Annotated in this window: 20 protein-coding genes; 15 read left to right on the forward strand and 5 right to left on the reverse strand. The window is 48.6% G+C overall.

Translation table 11 applies throughout. The features are described 5' to 3' along the window. Positions 1 to 91: IS3 family transposase (locus CSQ88_RS19215; protein ID WP_143449393.1), on the forward strand; the 91-nt coding region annotated here is incomplete at its 5' end. A 65-nt stretch (positions 92 to 156) separates the two neighbouring features. Here the strand turns inward: CSQ88_RS19215 and CSQ88_RS19220 are convergent. Next, positions 157 to 555 (reverse strand): YidB family protein, encoded by a 399-nt coding sequence (locus CSQ88_RS19220; RefSeq protein WP_099399699.1) that lies wholly within the window; start codon positions 553 to 555, stop codon positions 157 to 159. Positions 556 to 573: 18 nt separating this feature from the next. On the opposite strand from CSQ88_RS19220, the gene CSQ88_RS19225 reads away from it, so the two are divergent. The 10 genes from CSQ88_RS19225 (at position 574) to CSQ88_RS19270 (ending at position 9,954) form a co-directional block, all read left to right on the forward strand. Continuing rightward, the gene (locus tag CSQ88_RS19225) at positions 574 to 870 is read left to right on the forward strand and encodes a hypothetical protein (protein WP_099399700.1); all 297 of its coding nucleotides are present in this window, start codon (positions 574 to 576) and stop codon (positions 868 to 870) included. Between the two features lie 4 nt (positions 871 to 874). Further along, positions 875 to 1,120: a YfhL family 4Fe-4S dicluster ferredoxin gene (locus CSQ88_RS19230; RefSeq protein WP_099399701.1), complete on the forward strand. Its 246-nt coding sequence runs from the start codon at positions 875 to 877 to the stop codon at positions 1,118 to 1,120. Positions 1,121 to 1,254: 134 nt separating this feature from the next. Further along, the gene (gene rstA, locus CSQ88_RS19235; protein ID WP_099399702.1) at positions 1,255 to 1,980 is read left to right on the forward strand and encodes a two-component system response regulator RstA; all 726 of its coding nucleotides are present in this window, start codon (positions 1,255 to 1,257) and stop codon (positions 1,978 to 1,980) included. 84 nt (positions 1,981 to 2,064) lie between these two features. Further along, the gene (locus CSQ88_RS19240; protein ID WP_099399703.1) at positions 2,065 to 3,363 is read left to right on the forward strand and encodes an ATP-binding protein; all 1,299 of its coding nucleotides are present in this window, start codon (positions 2,065 to 2,067) and stop codon (positions 3,361 to 3,363) included. Between the two features lie 131 nt (positions 3,364 to 3,494). Then, positions 3,495 to 4,430 carry a hypothetical protein gene (locus CSQ88_RS22830; RefSeq protein WP_143449523.1) on the forward strand — a complete coding sequence of 312 codons (936 nt, stop codon included), beginning with the start codon at positions 3,495 to 3,497 and terminating at the stop codon, positions 4,428 to 4,430. Positions 4,431 to 4,561: 131 nt separating this feature from the next. Then, a complete protein-coding gene (locus CSQ88_RS19250) occupies positions 4,562 to 5,338 on the forward strand; it encodes a serine protease (RefSeq protein WP_099399704.1) in 777 nt (258 codons plus the stop codon). A 32-nt stretch (positions 5,339 to 5,370) separates the two neighbouring features. Further along, complete coding sequence (locus CSQ88_RS19255) at positions 5,371 to 6,627, forward strand: glutamate-5-semialdehyde dehydrogenase (RefSeq protein WP_099399705.1); 1,257 nt, start codon at positions 5,371 to 5,373, stop codon at positions 6,625 to 6,627. Continuing rightward, complete coding sequence (gene nadD, locus CSQ88_RS19260; protein WP_099399706.1) at positions 6,627 to 7,253, forward strand: nicotinate-nucleotide adenylyltransferase; 627 nt, start codon at positions 6,627 to 6,629, stop codon at positions 7,251 to 7,253. Before CSQ88_RS19255 ends, nadD begins: the two co-directional genes overlap by 1 nt. Positions 7,254 to 7,366: 113 nt before the next feature. Further along, positions 7,367 to 7,738 carry a ribosome silencing factor gene (rsfS, locus tag CSQ88_RS19265; RefSeq protein WP_374700470.1) on the forward strand — a complete coding sequence of 124 codons (372 nt, stop codon included), beginning with the start codon at positions 7,367 to 7,369 and terminating at the stop codon, positions 7,736 to 7,738. A gap of 74 nt (positions 7,739 to 7,812) precedes the next feature. Then, positions 7,813 to 9,954 carry a CHASE domain-containing protein gene (locus CSQ88_RS19270; RefSeq protein ID WP_099399708.1) on the forward strand — a complete coding sequence of 714 codons (2,142 nt, stop codon included), beginning with the start codon at positions 7,813 to 7,815 and terminating at the stop codon, positions 9,952 to 9,954. Between the two features lie 10 nt (positions 9,955 to 9,964). On the opposite strand, the gene CSQ88_RS19275 is transcribed toward CSQ88_RS19270, so the two are convergent. From CSQ88_RS19275 to CSQ88_RS19285, 3 genes are all read right to left on the reverse strand, one after another. Further along, a complete protein-coding gene (locus tag CSQ88_RS19275) occupies positions 9,965 to 11,410 on the reverse strand; it encodes an ATP-binding protein (protein ID WP_218963151.1) in 1,446 nt (481 codons plus the stop codon). Next, positions 11,400 to 12,116: a response regulator gene (locus CSQ88_RS19280; protein WP_099399709.1), complete on the reverse strand. Its 717-nt coding sequence runs from the start codon at positions 12,114 to 12,116 to the stop codon at positions 11,400 to 11,402. The genes CSQ88_RS19275 and CSQ88_RS19280 overlap by 11 nt, the downstream gene beginning before the upstream one ends. A gap of 603 nt (positions 12,117 to 12,719) precedes the next feature. Then, positions 12,720 to 13,940 (reverse strand): ABC transporter substrate-binding protein, encoded by a 1,221-nt coding sequence (locus tag CSQ88_RS19285; protein ID WP_099399715.1) that lies wholly within the window; start codon positions 13,938 to 13,940, stop codon positions 12,720 to 12,722. Positions 13,941 to 14,330: 390 nt separating this feature from the next. On the opposite strand from CSQ88_RS19285, the gene CSQ88_RS19290 reads away from it, so the two are divergent. The 4 genes from CSQ88_RS19290 (at position 14,331) to CSQ88_RS19305 (ending at position 18,935) form a co-directional block, all read left to right on the forward strand. Then, on the forward strand, positions 14,331 to 15,578 hold the full coding sequence (locus CSQ88_RS19290; RefSeq protein WP_099399710.1) for an ABC transporter substrate-binding protein: 1,248 nt from the start codon (positions 14,331 to 14,333) through the stop codon (positions 15,576 to 15,578). Positions 15,579 to 15,706: 128 nt separating this feature from the next. After that, positions 15,707 to 16,621, forward strand: coding sequence for a carbohydrate ABC transporter permease (locus tag CSQ88_RS19295; RefSeq protein WP_099399711.1), 915 nt, complete (start codon positions 15,707 to 15,709; stop codon positions 16,619 to 16,621). A gap of 193 nt (positions 16,622 to 16,814) precedes the next feature. Further along, complete coding sequence (locus CSQ88_RS19300) at positions 16,815 to 17,645, forward strand: carbohydrate ABC transporter permease (protein WP_099399712.1); 831 nt, start codon at positions 16,815 to 16,817, stop codon at positions 17,643 to 17,645. A 165-nt stretch (positions 17,646 to 17,810) separates the two neighbouring features. Then, positions 17,811 to 18,935 (forward strand): ABC transporter ATP-binding protein, encoded by a 1,125-nt coding sequence (locus tag CSQ88_RS19305; RefSeq protein ID WP_099399713.1) that lies wholly within the window; start codon positions 17,811 to 17,813, stop codon positions 18,933 to 18,935. A 74-nt stretch (positions 18,936 to 19,009) separates the two neighbouring features. Here the strand turns inward: CSQ88_RS19305 and CSQ88_RS19310 are convergent. Then, a partial coding sequence (locus tag CSQ88_RS19310) for an IS3 family transposase (protein WP_143449393.1) occupies positions 19,010 to 19,100 on the reverse strand: 91 nt, incomplete at its 5' end.

Genomic DNA, 19,100 nt, shown 5'->3' on the forward strand with positions numbered 1-19,100 from the left:
TTACATCCATTACTATAACCACGACCGAATCAAACTGAAGTTAAAAGGGCTGAGTCCTGTGCAATACAGAACCCAGCCCTTGAGCGCCTAGCTTTTATACTGTCCAACTAATTGGGGTCAGTTCAAACGGGGCTTTTTTGATGTCGCATGCCATCCTTAACCAAATAACTTGCCCTTCAGCATATCAAGGCCAGCGGCCAGAACATTATTGCCTTCGGGCACTTCACCATTGGGTGTGAGCTTATCCACCAGCTGAGGCAGATATTCAGAAATTTTCCCCGCCGCTTCAGACGGATCAATCCCCAGCTTTTCTGCAACAGAAGCCACCGCATCGCTACCCAGCACAGATTGAATTTGCTCGCTGCTCACAGCTAAGTTTTCACCTCTGCCCACCCATGACTGCACTAACTCAGATAAACCACCGCTCTGAAACTTCTCTAACAAACCAGAAATACCGCCCTGCTGCTCCAAAAGGCCTGACAAAGATTGTGCAAAGCCTTCCGGTAATTCTTTTCCACCCAAAAATTGTCCGGCCAACTGATCGATAAGTCCCATACGGTTTACTCCAGTGAGATGAGCGAGCAGCCATTCTGCCCTAAAAAAGAGGTAAAAAGTCAGACTTTTCCAGCTGAGTTAACGCTATCCATTCCGGAGGCAATATTCGCCTTTGAAACCCGTTTTCCCCGTCAGAATGGCCTCAATCCGGACCAAACCCCACACACAATAAAGCAGCTCCAGGACAAAGAAGATGTAAATATCCGTGTTTTTTCCCTTTTATCGGTTCAGCATTTTTACTGCATCGTTGTCGTGGCATGGCAGAACATGGGACAATTTGCATATCTATTTTTTATTGCATTGCCAAGGATTTAGCATCATGGCCCTAATCATTACCGATGAATGTATTAATTGCGACGTTTGCGAGCCAGAGTGCCCGAACAGCGCCATCAGCCAAGGCGATGAAATTTATGTCATCGATCCTAATCTGTGCACTGAGTGCGTGGGTCACTATGACGAACCACAATGCCAGCAAGTATGCCCTGTAGACTGTATTCCACTGGATCCTGAACATCAGGAAACCAAAGAAGAATTACACAAAAAATATCTGATTATTAGCGCCTGAGGCGTATACACAGCGTATCGTCGGCCCCTGTCGCCAGCGATACGCAATCAATATCTTGCTTGCTTCACCCTGCTCAAGCCTGCCTGGCAGCTTGAGATCATTTAGCCCACTGTCCCATTCCAGAGAATATTCAAATGAATCACCGCATTCTTTTTGTTGAAGATGATGCTGAACTGGCAGAACTGGTTGGTAGTTATTTACGCTCGTTTGAATTTAATATTGAAGTGCTGCCCGATGGCAGCGGCTTGATCGAAGCAGTGCGCAATAACCCGCCCTCGCTCGTGTTGCTTGATATTATGCTGCCCGGTAAAGACGGGCTTACCCTGTGCCGGGAATTACGCGAATTCTGGACAGGGCCAGTTATTTTGCTCACCTCGCTCAATAGCGATATGAACCAGATTCTGGGCTTTGAAATTGGTGCGACTGATTATGTGGTTAAAACCACGCCCCCTTCGGTATTGCTCGCCCGAATTCGTGCTCACCTGCGTAAAACAGCAGGCGGCACGCCTATCGTATCAAGTGCCGCACCTGCGCCAGACCGCTCCACACTTAATTTTGGCCAGCTTATAGTTGATCTGCGTAACCGCACCGCCAGTTATCGCGGCGAAGCGCTGGGCTTATCAACGGGTGATTTTGACTTGCTTTGGGCTTTGGCCAGCCAGGCAGGTGATATTTTGTCGCGCGATCACTTATTAAAAGTATTACGCGGGATTGAATACGATGGCATGGACAGAAGTATCGATGTTGCCATTTCCCGTTTGCGTAAAAAACTGGACGACGATCCGAACGAGCCGCGCAAAATTAAAACCATTCGTCACAAAGGTTATTTATTTGCGACCGATATTTGGTGGCAGGAGTAAATCAGGGGGCAGAGGTCAGGTTTCAGCTGTCCGGCCCCCTTACTACTGATACCTTGATGCCTGACAACTGACAGCTGATCCCTAATGCGCCAACTCTTCTTACGTTTTTATCTCACGGTAGTGGCCTGTTTTTTAGTCTCATCCCTTGTCATTGATGAGATTTATACAAACGTACTCGAAACCAGCAATGAGCATTACCTTTCCGACATTTTCCAAACAACCATCAGCGTCATTGAATCCACCCTCGGCGATTTGCCCCCTTCCATCTGGCACGATGAAGTAAAACGTCTCAAAAATAAGCTTCCCTTGCCGGTAGAGATTGAAACACTAAATACCTACACGCTTAGCCCTAGCAATCAACAGTCGCTAGTCAATGGCGATATTATTTTTTTACAAAATCAAGATGTCTATCTACACCGGATTCCAAGCACTGGCTTGATGGTTGTTCTTGGACCTGTACCCTATTTACAAAAATTAGATAGTTTCGCTTGGGCCGATTTAGTGGCGATACTATTAATGTGTGCCGCTCTTGCTCTGCCAACGTGGCTATGGCTGCGCCCACTCTGGCGCGATCTTCAGCATATGGCCAACAAAAGCCGTCAATTAGGAGAGGGCGACTTTAGTACCCGCGTCACCTTGCATGAAGGCTCAACACTGAATTCGCTGGGCGTCACTTTTAACCGGATGGCGCACGACGTAGAAGAGCTCACCGCCAGCCGCAAAGCCCTGATCGATGCGGTATCGCATGATTTACGCACCCCGCTGGCAAGGCTGCGCTATCGCTTAGAAGCAATCAAAGGCGGGGCAGAGAGCAGCCAGCAAATTGTGGCCATTGAACGGGATCTGGGGCAAATCGATGAATTGATCGAAGAATGGCTCACCATGTCTACCCTGGATAAGCCACAGCTGAAGCTTGAAACCCAGGCGATTGAAATTCTGCCATGGCTCAGACGCCAGATCAGTGAGTTCAGCAGCCAGGGCAATATCACCCCCGAACTCGTCAATCTTTTACCCGGAAAAACGCCTTTTCTGGAAGCAGACAGCCATTACCTCACCCGCGCACTGGCAAATTTAATGGGCAATGCCAGACGCTATGGCGGTACAGCCATCCTGCTCACCATTGAATGGGAAAACGGGCTGGCTAAACTTCATGTCGATGATAATGGCCAGGGGATTCCAGAATCCGAACGGCAGCGCCTCCTGCAACCCTTCGAGCGCTTAGAAGTCAGCCGCAATCGTCAGACTGGCGGCTTTGGCTTGGGGCTGGCGATTGTTTCGATGATTATGCGCGGGCACAACGGGGCCGCAGTCATCAGCGATGCTCCGCTGGGTGGCGCGCGCGTCACACTGTGCTGGCCCAGCCCGCTTAAAAACGCACTTTAATTCCATGACCAGACGAGGCACGTACATAGCGTTACAGACTGCTACCAAGGGCTTATCGAGTTTTAAAGAGGAAGTGTTGATAATCCGTTTCATAGCAACACCAATCACATACTTCCTCCAGGGACAAACAAATGAACAAGCTTCTTGCCGTATTGCTCGCTACAGTTTTCGCTTCAGCTACTTCATTCGCTGCTGACACTACAGCCTCTACAGCTTCTACTGTTAAGACAGTTAAAGTTGAAAAGCACGCTAAAAAAGCAAAAGTAGCTCCAGCATCTGCTGCATCAACAGTTCAAAAAGCTCAAGCTAAGAAAGCCGCTGCTTCTGCTGCTTCTACAGTTCAAAAAGCTCAAGCTAAGAAAGCCGCTGCTTCTGCTGCTTCTACAGTTCAAAAAGCTCAAGCTAAGAAAGCCGCTGCTTCTGCCGCTTCTACAGTACAAAAAGCTCAAGCTAAGAAAGTAGCTGCTTCTGCTGCTTCTACAGTACAAAAAGCTCAAGCTAAGAAAGCCGCTGCTTCTGCTGCTTCTACAGTACAAAAAGCTCAAGCTAAGAAAGCCGCTGCTTCTGCCGCTTCTACAGTACAAAAAGCTCAAGCTAAGAAAGCCGCTGCTTCTGCCGCTTCTACAGTACAAAAAGCTCAAGCTAAGAAAGTAGCTGCTTCTGCTGCTTCTACAGTACAAAAAGCTCAAGCTAAGAAAGCCGCTGCTTCTGCTGCTTCTACAGTACAAAAAGCTCAAGCTAAGAAAGCCGCTGCTTCTGCTGCTTCTACAGTTCAAAAAGCTCAAGCTAAGAAAGTAGCTGCTTCTGCTGCTTCTACAGTACAAAAAGCTCAAGCTAAGAAAGCCGCTGCTTCTGCTGCTTCTACAGTACAAAAAGCTCAAGCTAAGAAAGCCGCTGCTTCTGCTGCTTCTACAGTTCAAAAAGCTCAAGCTAAGAAAGCCGCTGCTTCTGCTGCTTCTACAGTTCAAAAAGCTCAAGCTAAGAAAGCTGCTGCTTCTGCTGCTTCTGCTGTACAAAAAGTTCAAGCCAAGAAAGTTGCTGCTTCTGCCGCTTCTGCTGCTAAGTAATAACACTTGCTGTACCAAAAACGGGGACCTCGGTCCCCGTTTTTGTTTTTCTGTAAAAGATTGATTTCAACAGGGAACAGATCGCTCCGTTTCTTATCTAAATCAACCTTACCCCTTCAGAACACAGATTAATGAAACGCAGATACCTGATCGCCTTAGTGATTGCTTTATCAAGCAATGCTTTCGCACTAAGCAATAAAGAAAAAAAAGCTCTTTTTTTTGGCGCTGATAACCGTGTTTTTATTGAAGCACCCTACGCTGCGCCTTTTGCTGCGATAGGCCAGCTTGAAACCGCCGCCGCCAGCACTTGTACAGCAACCCTGGTTGCACCGGATTTAGCGATTACTGCAGCTCATTGCTTTTTAATGGATGCAAAAAAACTGGATGCTGGCCGGTGGTTTAAAGCGGGTTTTCATAAAGGTGAATACCAAGCACGCTATCAGGTGCTCTCCCAAACATTCCATCCGCGCTTTAAAAAAGGCTTAGTTTATAAAGGCGATGATGTTTATATTCAGGATTCTGCTGCCGCCTATGATATTGCCTGGCTAAAGCTAAAATTAATTGACGGTAAAGCCCCCGCCCCCCTCGCCTTATTCAGCGGCAATAAAACAGAATTAAAAGCGGAGATTGCACACAGCAAATCGCTGATCACTCAGGCAGGCTTTGCTGAAGATCACGACACCGAGCTAACTGCGCACAAAGATTGCAAGATCACCCGCTTACGCACAAATAACACGATTTATCATCGCTGCGATACTTTAGCTGGCGATTCAGGCTCACCAATTTGGATCAATACAGCAAGCGGCCCGCAAATTATTGCCGTGCAAAGCTCTGCTCCAGACTGGTTTAATCGTAAAAAAGCCGATAACGTGGGTGTAACAGTCTTGCAACTACCGCCTAAACCCTGATAATTGCGGTTCAAAGGCGAAAAGGTAGAGACATGGATATCAAAGCTTATATGCAGCAAGTGGGGCGCCAGGCTCGTGCAGCCAGCCGCCATATGGCAAAAGCCGACACGCAGACCAAAAATCGGGCATTAAATGCAATTGCCGATGCACTGCTGCGCGATGCAGAAGTTTTGCTCGCTGCTAATAATCGCGATATGGAGCAAGCCAGGCAAGATGGTTTAGAGCCAGCCATGCTTGATCGCCTGCTGATTACACCTAAAACCATTGCAAGCATGGCTGAGGGTTTGCGTCAGATTGCCAGCCTGCCTGACCCTGTTGGCGAGATGAGCGACTTTAAATTTCGCCCTTCCGGCATCCAGTTAGGCAAAATGCGTGTGCCTTTAGGCGTGATTGGCATTATTTACGAGGCCCGTCCCAACGTTACAGCAGATGCTGCAGGTCTTTGTATTAAATCGGGCAATGCAACTATTTTACGCGGCGGCCGCGAAGCCTTTCATTGCAATCAGGCCATCGCACTCTGTGTAAGCGAAGGGCTGAAAGCCGCCGGCTTACCGGGCACTGCCGTACAGATTATTGAAACACCTGATCGCGCGGCAGTGGGCGAGCTGATCACCATGAGCGAGTTTGTCGATGTGATCGTGCCGCGTGGTGGCAAAGGCCTGATTGCCCGGATTGCCGCCGATGCGCGCGTGCCCGTCATCAAGCATTTAGACGGCATTTGCCATGTGTATATCGATGAAGAAGCCGATCCGGTAAAAGCCATTGCCATCAGCGATAACGCCAAAACGCATCGCTATGGCACATGCAACACCATGGAAACGCTGCTGGTTCACGAAAACGTTGCTGAGCTAATTTTGCCTCCGCTGGCCGAAATCTATGCCAGCAAAGGCGTAGAGCTGCGTGGCTGCGCTAAAACGCTGGCCGTGCTGCCACAAATCAACGCAGCAACAGACGAAGACTGGACCACAGAATACCTCGCGCCTATTTTAGCGATTAAAATCGTCAGCAATCTGGACGAGGCGATTGAGCATATCAACACATGGGGCAGCCATCACACCGATGCGATTGTTACTGAAAACTACACTAAATCACGGCAGTTTTTGCGTGAAGTGGATTCATCCAGCGTCATGATTAATGCCTCTACCCGCTTTGCCGATGGCTTTGAATATGGCTTAGGTGCTGAAATTGGCATCTCAACCGATAAAATTCATGCCCGCGGCCCAGTTGGGCTCAATGGCTTAACCAGCGAAAAGTGGATTGTTTTTGGTAACGGCGAAATCCGCAGCTGATGCAACAGACGCTGGGCATTTATGGCGGCACTTTTAACCCGGTACACTTTGGGCATTTAGCTTTGGCCCGTGCCCTGAGGGATAGCTTTGCTTTAAGCGAAGTCCGGCTCATCCCAACGGGCGTTCCCCCACACCGCACACCAGACATCAGTGCTGCACAACGTCTGGAATGGCTGAAGCTTTCTTTAATCGGTGAACAAAACCTGGTTGCCGATGACAGAGAAGTCAGAAAAGGAAATGTCAGTTTTACTTTTGACACCCTGACAGAATTACAACAAGAACAACCGCATAGCCTGTTAGTCTGGCTGATAGGTGGCGATTCTTTCGCCCATCTGCCAAGCTGGTATCGATGGCAAGAGCTATTAGAAATGGGGCATCTGGTGGTTGCCAATCGCCCCGGCTTTAGCAAACTTCCTGCAGAAATTGCCTGTGAATTTGCCAAACGCTATGCAGAAGCTTCGCCGCAAACCTTGGCTCGGGGTAAAATCAGCGTTTTACCTCTGCCACTGATGCCCGCGTCATCCACACTGATTCGCGAGAAGCTTGCGCGCGGCGAAGATGTAAGCGATCTGAGCCCAATTGCTGCGATATTGCAGCAATCAGGCCTTTACTCTAAAAACACTTAATGTGTTTTTATATTTTGAAATACTGCTTTGTTGACTCAACTTTCAGGCAGCACAGCTATTGCGGCCACTTTGCAGTAGCTACTTTTTACTTTGGAAACACATAAATTATGGCAATGAACGAATACACCCAAGCAATGCGCGCACTTGCAATCACGGCACTTGAAGATATCAAGGGCAAAGACATTGTGGATATGGACACCACAGAACTCACCGATCTGTTTGATTGCATGATTGTGTGCACGGGTGACTCAAACCGCCAGGTTCGCGCACTGGCAAACAATGTTGTTGTTGATCTGAAAGCCAAAGGCTATGAAATCATGAGTACCGAAGGCCACGAGTCTGGTGAATGGGTACTGGTTGATGCAGGCTCACTGGTTGTTCACGTTATGCTGCCGCCAGTGCGTGATTACTACGATCTGGAACAACTCTGGGGCGGCCAAAAACCTACATTCAGCCCGCTTGGCAAGCCTTGGAGCGCCGTATAAGGATATTTGCAGCCCTGGGAGGTACTGAGTTTCAGGCCTTCTAAAAAGAGCAATGTAAGCAGAGACCCGCTTAAATGAATATTTTCTCGCTTTTTCGCCGCTATCCCGTGGCACTGCGAACTTTTCTAGTGGGGCTTCTGCTCACAGCCGGCTTACAGCTTTGGCTTAATTTTCAGCACCAAACCCATGTACAAACCCAGCTTAAGCAGCTGGCCCACCTCTATGCAGAACGGATTGAATCCAGATTAGATGCAGAAATCAATATTTTACGCGGCATACAAAATGCCTTTATTGCAAATCCTGATCTTAATAAAAAAACATTCTCTGCCATTTTAAAACAACAAAATATTCAGGGGCGTTTTCCCGATTTTGTATCCGTCCAATTTATCCGGGAAATCATTTCCTCTGATCTTGAACGTTTTATTAAAAACCGCCAGCTTGATGACCCCGCCTTTAGCGTTAAGCAAGACAGCCCCCGCCCTGTATACCAAATCATTGACTATATTTTCCCTGAGCATGCTGTATTACATGAATCTGAAGGATTAGAAATCAGTGGGCAAACGGCTAATTTAACAGCAATAGAATATGCCCGGGATCAGGGGCGTGGTGCAGCATCCCCTGTTTATCAATTAAAGGGATATAAAAACGCCCCTCTTGGTTTTGTTATTCGCTTTCCTGTATATGCCCCAAATAAATCACTGAACAATCAAAAAGAAAGACGCGCTGCATTTATAGGGTCATTAGGCGCCACATTTACAATCGATAAAATGATTTTGTGGATTGGGCATGATGCAGAAAAAAACATTCGCATTCAGCTGCAAGATACAGGCACTACTTCTGGTTTAAATGGTGCTGAGAAAAGTAAAATCATTTATACAACAAAATCTGTTAGCAACAGCAATCATGAATTAAGTGCCAGTTCATTAATACAGTTTCCTGGCAGACAATGGCGGCTTAGCGCATTTGCCACATCAGACAGCTTTCCAAGACCTTATTCATTAGATTACTTTATCTGGATACTAGGCGTTTCTCTCTCCGGTTTTATTGCCTTTCTTTTGCAAAGGCAACGCAACAATCGGGAATCTGCACTTGATCTGGCTGAACAAATCACACAGGATTTACGCAAAAGCGAGCTTCATTACCAGCAGGTTGCCCAGCTGACAGAAGATGCACATGATTTGATTATCAGCCGTGATTTAAATGGAAAAATCACTTATGCAAATCGTGCGGCCCGCATTTATTTCACCGACAACACCCCCATTTTGCTTGGAAAGAATAAACCTCTTTTACTTTCTGCAGAATTGGCCATCAACGAACCCCCCATACAGCAAGAATGCCAGCACCGGCATTCCGATGGTGAATTGCATTATTTTGAGCTCACGCTTTTCCCGCTTTTTAATCAGGAAAATGAGCGTTCAGGTTCGGCCATGTTTGCACACAATATCACCCAGCACAAAGAGCTGATTATTGAATTACAAAAAAGCCGCGAACGTTTTTCGGCTTTAGTTGATCTTGCTGCTGACTGGTACTGGGAGCAGGATAAAGACTTTCGTTTTACTCAGGTATCACCCGGCTTTTTCAATTCATACGCGCTTAGCCGCAAGTCTGTTATTGGCCATTATCGCTGGGAATTAAGCGATGGCCGTTTATCAACAGAAGAATGGCGGATACATAAAGCGTTGCTGGAAGCCCACCGCAGCTTTCATGATTTTATTTACACGCTCAAGGTGGGAACAGAAAGCCTGATTGTCCGTATTTCAGGGCAACCCTTTTATAATGAGCGCGGAGAGTTTCTGGGTTACCGCGGAGTGGGCTATGACATTACGGCCAGCAGAAGCAATGAGCAGGCTATTCATCTTGAGCAGCAAAGAATTGCTTCTATATTAAATTCGATGGCCGATGGCGTCATTACTATTGCATTAAATGGCGATGTGGAATTCATTAATCCTGCAGCGGTGCGATTACTTAATTGCCGTACCGCAGCAAGCATAGGGAAACATATTGATCATATCTATCAGGTTGTTTCTTCAGAAGACCACACCCCTTTAACTTCCTTATTTTCAATTGCACTGGATTTTGTAGAAAAGAATCCCGCCTCAAGAACCGTACTGCTCAATACCCATCAGCAATCGTTACTCATTCAAGAATCAGTGATTCATTTAAAAAACAGCAAGGGGACGCTCACGGGTCTCGCCCTGATTTTTCGGCCGGTCTGAGCAAGCCGCTTCAGGGCAACGTAATGGAGACCCACAGCCCGCCCTGAGGATGATTGCTCAGCACAAGCGTTCCGCCATGAGCCTGAATAATATTTTGTGCAATGCCTAATCCCAGCCCCATGCCCTGCTGATTGCTGTTTCTGCCATGCTCTAAACGGGTATAGGGCTGAAACAGCGTAGATAAAGCCTCGGGCGGAACGCCTGGCCCATCATCATGAATGGTGATATTTGTTCCTGCATCCACCTTACTGACTGCAATCCTTGCAGCCTTGCCATACAACAGGGCGTTATCCAGCAAATTAACCAAGGCACGGCGCAGAGCCAGCGGCTTTGCTTTTACTTTCAGCCCACAGGGCTGATAAACCACATTATGACCTGCCAGCAAGGCATCTCTGACCATACGGCCAATCAGCTGATCCAGAGCCAGCTCGGTATGGTTTTCATGGATATCCGTGTCTTTTACGCTTTGCAAAGCGCCCTTCACCATCATGTCCAGCTCGTCTAAATCCTCATGAAACGCCTGGCCTGCTTCTTCATCATCCAGCAGCTCGGCACGTAATTTCAGCCGGGTAATTGGCGTGCGTAAATCATGTGAGATTGAAGCAAACAGGCGTTCTCTGTCTTCTAAATACTGCTGTATACGCTCGCGCATCGCAGTAAATGCCCTTGCTGTGCGCACAAACTCCTGGCTGCCTGTTTCTGGCAGCGCAGGCGATTCACCCTTACCAAAAGCAACCGCCGCTTCTGATAAGGCCGCCAGCGGCTGAGTAATCCAGCTCACCACCAAAATTGAAAGCAACAAGACCGTGGCAAGGGTTAAGCCCTGCAAGAGCAGGCGATCAAACGGTAATGGATTGCCATTGTCTAAAAAGTAGGGATCCGGCATCAGGGTGGCGAGATACAGCCAGCCCCCCGGCTCTATCTCTGCCTGAATAACCAAAACCGGAGCGGGCCGGGGCTTAATCAGCAGGGTGTGCTGCACCCATTCTTCGGGCAGATCGGCAACGGTTACGCCTTCATCAGACACCACCAGCCCATCCGGCATGGCAAAGCCAATGCGGGCATCTGCTAATCTTGGTAAATCATGAATAAGCGTGCGCCTTACTGTATCCAGCACCGCTTTAGAAAGTACAGATTCAGGGATATCTTTAATGTCTACCGGGGCGCGGTTCACGCTGACAAAAAAACGCGTACCGCCCATATCGCGCAGTTGTTCAATCAGAATAGGCCGGTAATTGGGTGGCAGGCTCTGAAAAAAACGTAAGGCGCTCGCAGCACCAGCACCAATATGCTGGGCTGCAGCGCCTGCCTCCAGAGCGGCTTTACTCTTAAGCTGGTTTGCCCAAAGTAAATTACCGATCAGCATTGTGGTCAGCACCCCAAGCACCATGACTAAAGATAATCGCCCCAGCAATGAAGGCGGCATCAAACGCCGCGCCAGGCGGCTAAGGCGCATGGCTGGTACTTACCTGAGCAGAAAAAACATATCCCGCGCCCCTTACTGTTTTAATCAGCTCAGGCTGTTTGCCATCATCGTGCAGGCGCTGGCGCAAGCGGCTGATTTGCACATCTAATGATCGGTCCAGCGGCCCCACATCCCGGCCACGGGTTTGTTCTGCAAGGATGTTTCTGTCCAGGATTTGCCCTGAATGCTCGGCAAAGTATTTAAGCAGCTGAAAATCCAGGCCAGTCAGCACCACATTCACACCCGCCGGATCAACCAGGCTGCGCTCTACGGTATCTAAGCAAAAACCAAGAAAATGATAGTAGCGCGGTGCAATGGCATTATCTAAACCACTGCGTCTGTGAATCGCCTTGATACGGGCCAGTAATTCGCGCGGATTATAGGGCTTGGCAATATAGTCATCCGCGCCCAGCTCCAGCCCTACAATCCGGTCTGTTTCATCCGAATTGGCAGTCAGCATAATAATGGCCACATTCGATTGCCGTCTTACCGCCTGGCAAAGCGCAAAGCCATCGGTGTCCGGCAGCATCACATCCAGAATCACTAGGCTCAGCTCTTCCTGATAGCGGGTAAATTCCGCCAGAAAGCTGGCACCATCGTGGGCCAGGTAAACCTCATACTGGTTTTTTTCCAGATAGGTCTTAAGCAGGGTGCGCGTTTTTTGATCGTCATCGACCACTAAAATTTTACGACTCATGGGTGGCCTTTTAACTTGGTAAGTGTTTTATATATCAGTTAACGTAATGACTTAGCTTGCGAACAAAACCCAAATCTTGAACCGCGGAGGAAAAGGAGAACACGGAGTGCCACGGAGGAAAACCATTTTAAATGGCGCTTTTTCTTAAATTAGAGGTTTTTGCGCAACTTTAAATAACTGGGTTACGCTAAAAACAAAGCAGATATCTAGCAACCTGTCGGACTTAAGACTGATCTACTACTAGAAAAAAACTCTCATTTCTCTTGGGTTTCCTCCGTGAAACTCCGTGTTCTCTGTGCCCTCCGTAGTTCAAGATTTAGGTTTTCACTAGGGTCTGTTGACGTTTCATTCACGGCTGCGTTGGCTGCAGTTTTGGGGCTGAACAAGGCAAAAATTGCGACATGGCACGAGTACCATTAGCGATTTTTAACGATGTGCAGCCCCAAAAATGCAGTCAACCCGAAGGGCTGAGCCGGAAAACGGCCATTCACTGCGTTATGCTCCTCGACAATAACCAGTTATTGCCTTCGTCGCATGCCTTGTGCTTGGCCGTTTTCCAGCTCAGCGCAATTGTGAATGAAACGTCAACAGACCCTAGCATCATCAAATATCTTTTTCCCCTGCCCCTAATGCACGGACGATGCCTGCCATGCGGCGCTGTGCCTCGCTGGTGGGCATTTGGGTATCCATAAAATAGCGGTGAACCTGCGCCACGATAGCGTCTTTTACTGTTTCATCCGATGCCATTCTGTGCGTCAGGCTTGGCGCTTGCACCATGCCGCCTTTTACAAAGGTCAGCCATGACGAGCGCGAGCAGCTGTCCATCTGGCGGATATCGGCATCACGCCGCACGGGTACTGAGCCTTTAATCCGATTGTATCCTGCCTGGACAGCAGGCGAGACAATCAGCTGAGCCAGCTTTTCCTGGGCATCCTGCCGCGAATAATTACCAGCAAACATCACCAGCGTATCAATGCTGTAAAGATGCATATCTGCCGTTCCCGGCACCGCCACACAGCCAAAAGCAGTATCAGTAGCCAGGCCCCATGCATTAAGTTCACCCTTAACCCAATCGCCCATAATCATCATGGCGGCCTCGTCTTTGGCCAGCATTTTAGCCATTTGCGTCCATGGTTTTTCTGCTACGGGGTCAGGCATATAGCGGCGCAACGCGCGCAGCCGCTCTAAAGCTCTAGCTAAACGCGGATCAAAAAATGCATTGGCCCGGCGGCGTACAAACAGATCGCGGTAGTAAGCTGGCCCGCCTTCACTCAATACCAATGTTTCAAACAGAGTAGCCAGTTGCCAGGGCTCGCCACTTTGCGCTAGAGGCGTCCATCCTGCCCGCTTGATTTTATCTGCGGCCCGCTCAAATTCAGACCAGTTTTGCGGGGGCAGCAAGCCCAGTTTTTTGAATATCTTCTGATTATAAAAAAGAGTATTGATACGGTGCACGCCCAGAGGCGCAGCAATGACATGGCCGCGCAGCCGCACCGATGCATAGGGCGCAGGCAAAACAGAGGCGCCCCATTTAGCTTGCTTGGCCACGTTGTCCAGCTCTAATAACAGGCCTAATTCCCCCCACTCTGCAATTGCAGGGCCAATCAGTTGTGCAGCTTGCGGTGCTTTATCAGACAGCACACGGCTTTTAAGCACCTTCATCGCCCCCAGCCCGGAGCCACCGGGGATAGCGGCATCTTTCCACTCCAGGCCTTCTTTATCGAGGCGCTCCACCAGAAAATCTGCCGCACGACGCTCCGATGCCGAAGTCCACCAGTGCAATACCTCTAAGCTTTCAGCAGATGCTGGCAAAGCCATAAGCATAAAAAGTGCACACAAAAGCGCGTTGTACAATGCGATCAGCAAAATTTCAAACCTGTCTGGAAGGTGCTGCGGACTATAACGTAAGCTATCTTGCTTATTTGTAAAAAAATGTTTCTTAGCTCAATATTTTTGCGGCTATACAAAACAAACAACAACTCAGACTGCATTGAGATAAAACAAAAAAAGGCAATATTTACGCGTAAAGAAATGTAACATGCCGCAGCGCAACAAAAAACACATTATCATTAACAATCAATTGCTTAACAAAAACACAACACATAGCAAAGTACTTAAATGTCACCTCCTCAGTAATGCTATTGTGATTTCGCCGCGAATAAAGCGTACAAAAAATAACGCTGAGTACGGCCAACCCTGAGGAGAGTCACCACAATGAGTACACTTGCACGAAGCGCCGTCTTGGCCGCTTTACTCGCAGCGGGCACAGCACAAGCTGGCACACTGACCATCGAATCATGGCGCGTTGATGATAAAGCGCTGTGGGAAGAAGTTCTGTTGCCTGCATTCAATAAAAAGAACCCGGGCATTCAGGTTAAATTTGCCCCCACTACCCCAACAGAATATGACTCCAGCCTGACTGCACGTCTGGCTGGTGGCACAGCAGGCGATCTGATTACCTGCCGCCCGTTTGATGTCTCTCTAGCTAACTACAAAAAAGGCAGCCTGGATAAATTAGATGGTAAAGCGGGTATGGAAAACTTCCCTGCATCGGCCAAAGTAGCATGGCAAACAGATGATGGCAAAGATGCTTTCTGTATGCCTATGGCTTCAGTGATTCATGGCTTCTTCTACAACAAAAAAATCTTTAAAGAATTAGGCCTGAATCCACCTAAGACCACCGATGAATTCCTGAAAGTCAGCGAAGCCATCAAAAAAGGCGGTAAATACACCCCTATCGCGCTGGGTACGGCAGATCAGTGGGAAGCGAATCAAATTGTCTTTACCAGCGTTGGTGCACCTTACTGGAAAGGCGAGGCTGGCCGTAAAGCTTTGATCTCGGGTAAAGCCAAATTCACCGATCCGCAATTTGTAGCGGCCTGGGATGCCATGAGCAAATGGGCACCATATTTATCTAAAGGTGCTTCTGCTCAAACCTATGCAGACAGCCAGAATCTGTTTGCCATGGGTAAAGCCGCCATCTACCCAACTGGCTCTTGGGATATTGCCTACTTCAATAAAGAAGCCAGCTTTGAATTTGGCGCATTCCCGCCTCCTGTTGCTAAGGCCGGTGACAAATGCGAGATTTCTGATCACACCGACATCGGTATGGGCGTGAACAGCAAATCAAAAAATAAAGAAGATGCTTATAAATTTCTGGCATGGTTGTCTTCCCAGGAATTTGCTGACCTTTACACCAATAAAGTAACTGGCTTCTTCAGCTTGTCTAACCACCTGATCACCGTTAAAGATCCTGTGGCAAAACAAATGCTGGAATGGCGTAAAAGCTGCGGCTCAACCATCCGTCTGAACGCGCAAATCTTAAACCGTGGTGAGCCTTCGATGGAAAACCAGCTGTGGAATGTAAACAGCCAGGTATTAAACGGCAAACTCGCACCAAAAGAAGCCGCAGCTCAGGTACAAGCTGGCTTTGCTAAGTGGTACAAACCGCAGCAAAAATAATTTGTAAGCGCCTGGGCGGCTACCCCGCCCGGCCAGAGTTCATCTGAATCTTTTTCCTATTTCACACTCGACTGTGGATCTTGGTCGGCGGCGAATCGCTGCCGACATTTTTTTTGCGGAGGCGCGCCATGCAGCGCAAAGTCCCCTGGCATATTCTGGTGTTTCTTGCCCCAGCCCTGCTGATCTATTCCGTATTCAGCGCCCTGCCCCTGCTGGATACTTTACGACTGAGCTTTTTCACTACCAGTGAAAGCGGTCATCAAACCTTTGCCGGCCTTGCCAATTACCACACCATTTTATTTGATCCTGAATGGTCACATTCGTTTTGGAATGCGATGTGGAACAACTGTAAGTTTTTTGTTCTGCATTTACTCATTCAAAACCCAATCGGCTTATTACTGGCCACCCTGCTTAGCCTGAAAAGCTTAAAAGGCGCAAAAACCTACCGCACGCTGATCTTTTTGCCCACCCTGCTATCGGTAGTCATTATTGGCTTTATCTGGCAGTTGATCCTTTCGCCACTCTGGGGCGTGGGTGAAAAGCTCATGGGCTTTGCAGGCTTGGCCGATTACTTTGCGCCTTTTTTAGGCGATGAAGGCTCGGCGCTCATTACGCTTGCGCTGATCTCGGTATGGCAGTTTGTTGGTATTCCAATGATGCTGATTTACGCCGCACTTTTGGCTGTGCCGGAAGATATCGTTGAAGCTGCCCATGTGGAAGGCGCAAGCAGCCTGCGTATTTTCTGGGAAATCAAACTGCCGCTGATTCTGCCCACGCTGGGTTTGGTCACCATCCTGACTTTTGTTGGCAACTTTAATGCTTTTGATCTGATTTACTCGGTGAAAGGCGCGATTGCCGGGCCAAACTACAGCACGGATATCCTGGGCACCCTGTTTTACCGCACTTTCTTTGGCTACCAGAGCCAGATTGGCAGCCCCACGATGGGGGCTGCGGTGGCCACCATGATGTTCCTAGTGATTTTAAGCGGCGTAGGGGCGTATTTCTTCTTTATCCAGCGCAAGTTACAGCGGTTTGAGCTGTAAATATTGTTGCTACAAGAACTTCAGCTTCACCTTGCAATGGCGCTAAGTCTTAAACCACAAATGAGAGCAAAGAGAACACAAGCAAACATGTGCGTCCTCCTCTGTGAAGCTCTGTGGTTCAAGGCTTGAGACACTGGACCTGATTGAGTGCTTTCCAGGTTTTGTGAACGAATTGAATAAAAGTGAGAACACCATGAAAAAAATCAAAGCGGGTGGCCTGGTCGTGCAGCTCACGCTGCTCTGCTACACCCTGCTGGCCTTGTTTCCGATTGTGCTGATTTTGATTAACTCAGTCAAAACCCGCGCAGGGATATTTGATGATCCGCTGGCGTTGCCCAATAGCGACACCTTTTCCCTGATTGGTTTTCACAAGGTTTTGGCCAAATCTGATTTCCTGCTTTATTTTGGCAACAGCCTGAGCGTAACGCTGATTTCGCTGGCGCTGATTTTGCTGTTTGGCGCGATGGCGGCCTGGGCTTTGTCTGAATATAAATTTCGCGGCAATCGCCTGCTGGCGCTGTTTTTAGCCATCGGCATTATGGTGCCTATCCGTTTGGGCACGGTGTCGATTCTGGAGCTGATCGTTAAGCTGGATTTAATCAACACCCTCACCGCGCTGGTGCTGGTTTACACCGCCCAGGGCCTGCCGCTGGCGGTGATGATTCTCAGTGAATTTATCGCCCAGGTGCCCAAAGAGCTGAAAGAAGCAGCGCGCTGTGATGGCGTGGGTGAATACAAGATTTTCTTCCAGATTATCCTGCCGCTGATTCGCCCTGCCGTGGCCACCGTTGCGGTGTTTACCATGATTCCGGTGTGGAACGATCTGTGGTTCCCGCTGATTTTGGCTCCGGGGGACTCCACCAAGACGGTCACGCTGGGCGTGCAGCAGTTTATTGGCCAATACGTTACCGACTGGAACGCCGTACTGGCCTCCCTGAGCCTTGCTGTGATTCCGGTGCTGATTATGTATGTGATTTTCTCCAGGCAGTTGATACGCGGCCTGACTTCCGGCGCGGTTAAATAAACATCAAGAATCAAAGCACATACGTAGCTTGGGTTAGCTGGATTTTCAGCGTAACCCAACATGCTCAGGCGCTTAAAACCCAAATATTGAACCACAGATAACACAGAGGACACGGAGTTTCACAGAGAAAACACTCTCTTACTCCTGCCCCATATGGAGCATGCAATGGCAACTGTAAAACTCAATCATTTAAGCAAGTCTTACGACAATAAAACACAGATTTTGACCGATATTAATCTGGATATTAAACACGGTGAATTTGTGGTTTTGGTGGGCCCCTCAGGCTGTGGCAAATCTACCCTGCTGCGCATGCTTTCTGGCCTAGAAAGCATCAGCGGCGGCGAGATGCTGATCGATGAAGAAGTAGTAAATGATTTGCCTCCGGCCGAGCGCGGTATTGCCATGGTGTTTCAGAGCTACGCACTTTATCCGCATATGAATGTGTATAAAAACATGGCGTTTGGCCTGCGTGTAGCAGGGGAAAACAAGGCCGCAATTGAAAAACGTATTCTGCACGCCGCTGGTATTTTAAAAATCGACCATCTGCTCGATCGCCTGCCGCGTGAATTATCCGGAGGCCAGCGCCAGCGTGTTGCGATTGGCCGCGCCATTGTGAGAGAACCTAAGCTGTTTTTATTTGACGAGCCACTGTCTAATCTGGACGCCTCGTTGCGTGTGCAAACCCGGCTGGAAATCGCCAAACTGCATCGCAGCCTGAACGCCACCATCGTTTATGTAACCCACGATCAGGTCGAAGCGATGACGCTGGGGGATAAAATTGTGGTGATGAATAACTGTAAAATTCAGCAAGCCGGCACGCCGCTGGAGCTTTACCAGCAGCCTGCCAATCTGTTTGTGGCAACCTTTATTGGCTCGCCCAAAATGAATTTAATCGAAGGTGCCGTGCTCAATGCCAGTGCCACCGCTGTAAACATTAAACTCAGCACCGGCGACACGATTCAGGCCGAAGTGGATGGCAGCAATGTCAAAGTGGGTGATTTAGTTAAAGTAGGTATTCGCGCCGAACACCTTGCCGAAGATCAGCGCTTTAATGAGCGCTTTAGCGGCACGGTGAGTATTGTCGAGCATTTGGGCGAAGCGAATTATGTGTATCTCACCCTGAACAACGGCCAGGATATTGTGGTGCGTGGCGATGGTGACCGTGAGGTTCATATTGGCGCTCAATTAGAAGTCTCAGCGCCTGCTGCAGCTTTTCATGTTTTCAATCAGGATGGCCTCGCCCTAAGACGCCTCAAGCCAGGCAATATGAGCACATCCAAAACCAGATAATTAAACCTCACCGTAAAAAAAGCCGTTCACTTCTGAGATGTGAACTGACCCCAATTAGTTGGACAGTATAAAAGCTAGGCGCTCAAGGGCTGGGTTCTGTATTGCACAGGACTCAGCCCTTTTAACTTCAGTTTGATTCGGTCGTGGTTATAGTAATGGATGTAA

This window comes from Iodobacter sp. BJB302 (genome assembly GCF_002735645.1).
In the GTDB taxonomy this organism is placed as follows: domain Bacteria; phylum Pseudomonadota; class Gammaproteobacteria; order Burkholderiales; family Chitinibacteraceae; genus Iodobacter.

What these genes read in the sequence shown, in the direction of transcription:
- CSQ88_RS19220 (WP_099399699.1), bottom strand. Translation starts at nt 555, where the DNA reads ATGGGACTTATCGATCAGTTGGCCGGACAATTTTTGGGTGGAAAAGAA.
- CSQ88_RS19225 (WP_099399700.1), top strand. Translation starts at nt 574, where the DNA reads ATGAGCGAGCAGCCATTCTGCCCTAAAAAAGAGGTAAAAAGTCAGACT.
- CSQ88_RS19230 (WP_099399701.1), top strand. Translation starts at nt 875, where the DNA reads ATGGCCCTAATCATTACCGATGAATGTATTAATTGCGACGTTTGCGAG.
- rstA (WP_099399702.1), top strand. Translation starts at nt 1,255, where the DNA reads ATGAATCACCGCATTCTTTTTGTTGAAGATGATGCTGAACTGGCAGAA.
- CSQ88_RS19240 (WP_099399703.1), top strand. Translation starts at nt 2,065, where the DNA reads ATGCGCCAACTCTTCTTACGTTTTTATCTCACGGTAGTGGCCTGTTTT.
- CSQ88_RS22830 (WP_143449523.1), top strand. Translation starts at nt 3,495, where the DNA reads ATGAACAAGCTTCTTGCCGTATTGCTCGCTACAGTTTTCGCTTCAGCT.
- CSQ88_RS19250 (WP_099399704.1), top strand. Translation starts at nt 4,562, where the DNA reads ATGAAACGCAGATACCTGATCGCCTTAGTGATTGCTTTATCAAGCAAT.
- CSQ88_RS19255 (WP_099399705.1), top strand. Translation starts at nt 5,371, where the DNA reads ATGGATATCAAAGCTTATATGCAGCAAGTGGGGCGCCAGGCTCGTGCA.
- nadD (WP_099399706.1), top strand. Translation starts at nt 6,627, where the DNA reads ATGCAACAGACGCTGGGCATTTATGGCGGCACTTTTAACCCGGTACAC.
- rsfS (WP_374700470.1), top strand. Translation starts at nt 7,367, where the DNA reads ATGAACGAATACACCCAAGCAATGCGCGCACTTGCAATCACGGCACTT.
- CSQ88_RS19270 (WP_099399708.1), top strand. Translation starts at nt 7,813, where the DNA reads ATGAATATTTTCTCGCTTTTTCGCCGCTATCCCGTGGCACTGCGAACT.
- CSQ88_RS19275 (WP_218963151.1), bottom strand. Translation starts at nt 11,410, where the DNA reads ATGCGCCTTAGCCGCCTGGCGCGGCGTTTGATGCCGCCTTCATTGCTG.
- CSQ88_RS19280 (WP_099399709.1), bottom strand. Translation starts at nt 12,116, where the DNA reads ATGAGTCGTAAAATTTTAGTGGTCGATGACGATCAAAAAACGCGCACC.
- CSQ88_RS19285 (WP_099399715.1), bottom strand. Translation starts at nt 13,940, where the DNA reads ATGCTTATGGCTTTGCCAGCATCTGCTGAAAGCTTAGAGGTATTGCAC.
- CSQ88_RS19290 (WP_099399710.1), top strand. Translation starts at nt 14,331, where the DNA reads ATGAGTACACTTGCACGAAGCGCCGTCTTGGCCGCTTTACTCGCAGCG.
- CSQ88_RS19295 (WP_099399711.1), top strand. Translation starts at nt 15,707, where the DNA reads ATGCAGCGCAAAGTCCCCTGGCATATTCTGGTGTTTCTTGCCCCAGCC.
- CSQ88_RS19300 (WP_099399712.1), top strand. Translation starts at nt 16,815, where the DNA reads ATGAAAAAAATCAAAGCGGGTGGCCTGGTCGTGCAGCTCACGCTGCTC.
- CSQ88_RS19305 (WP_099399713.1), top strand. Translation starts at nt 17,811, where the DNA reads ATGGCAACTGTAAAACTCAATCATTTAAGCAAGTCTTACGACAATAAA.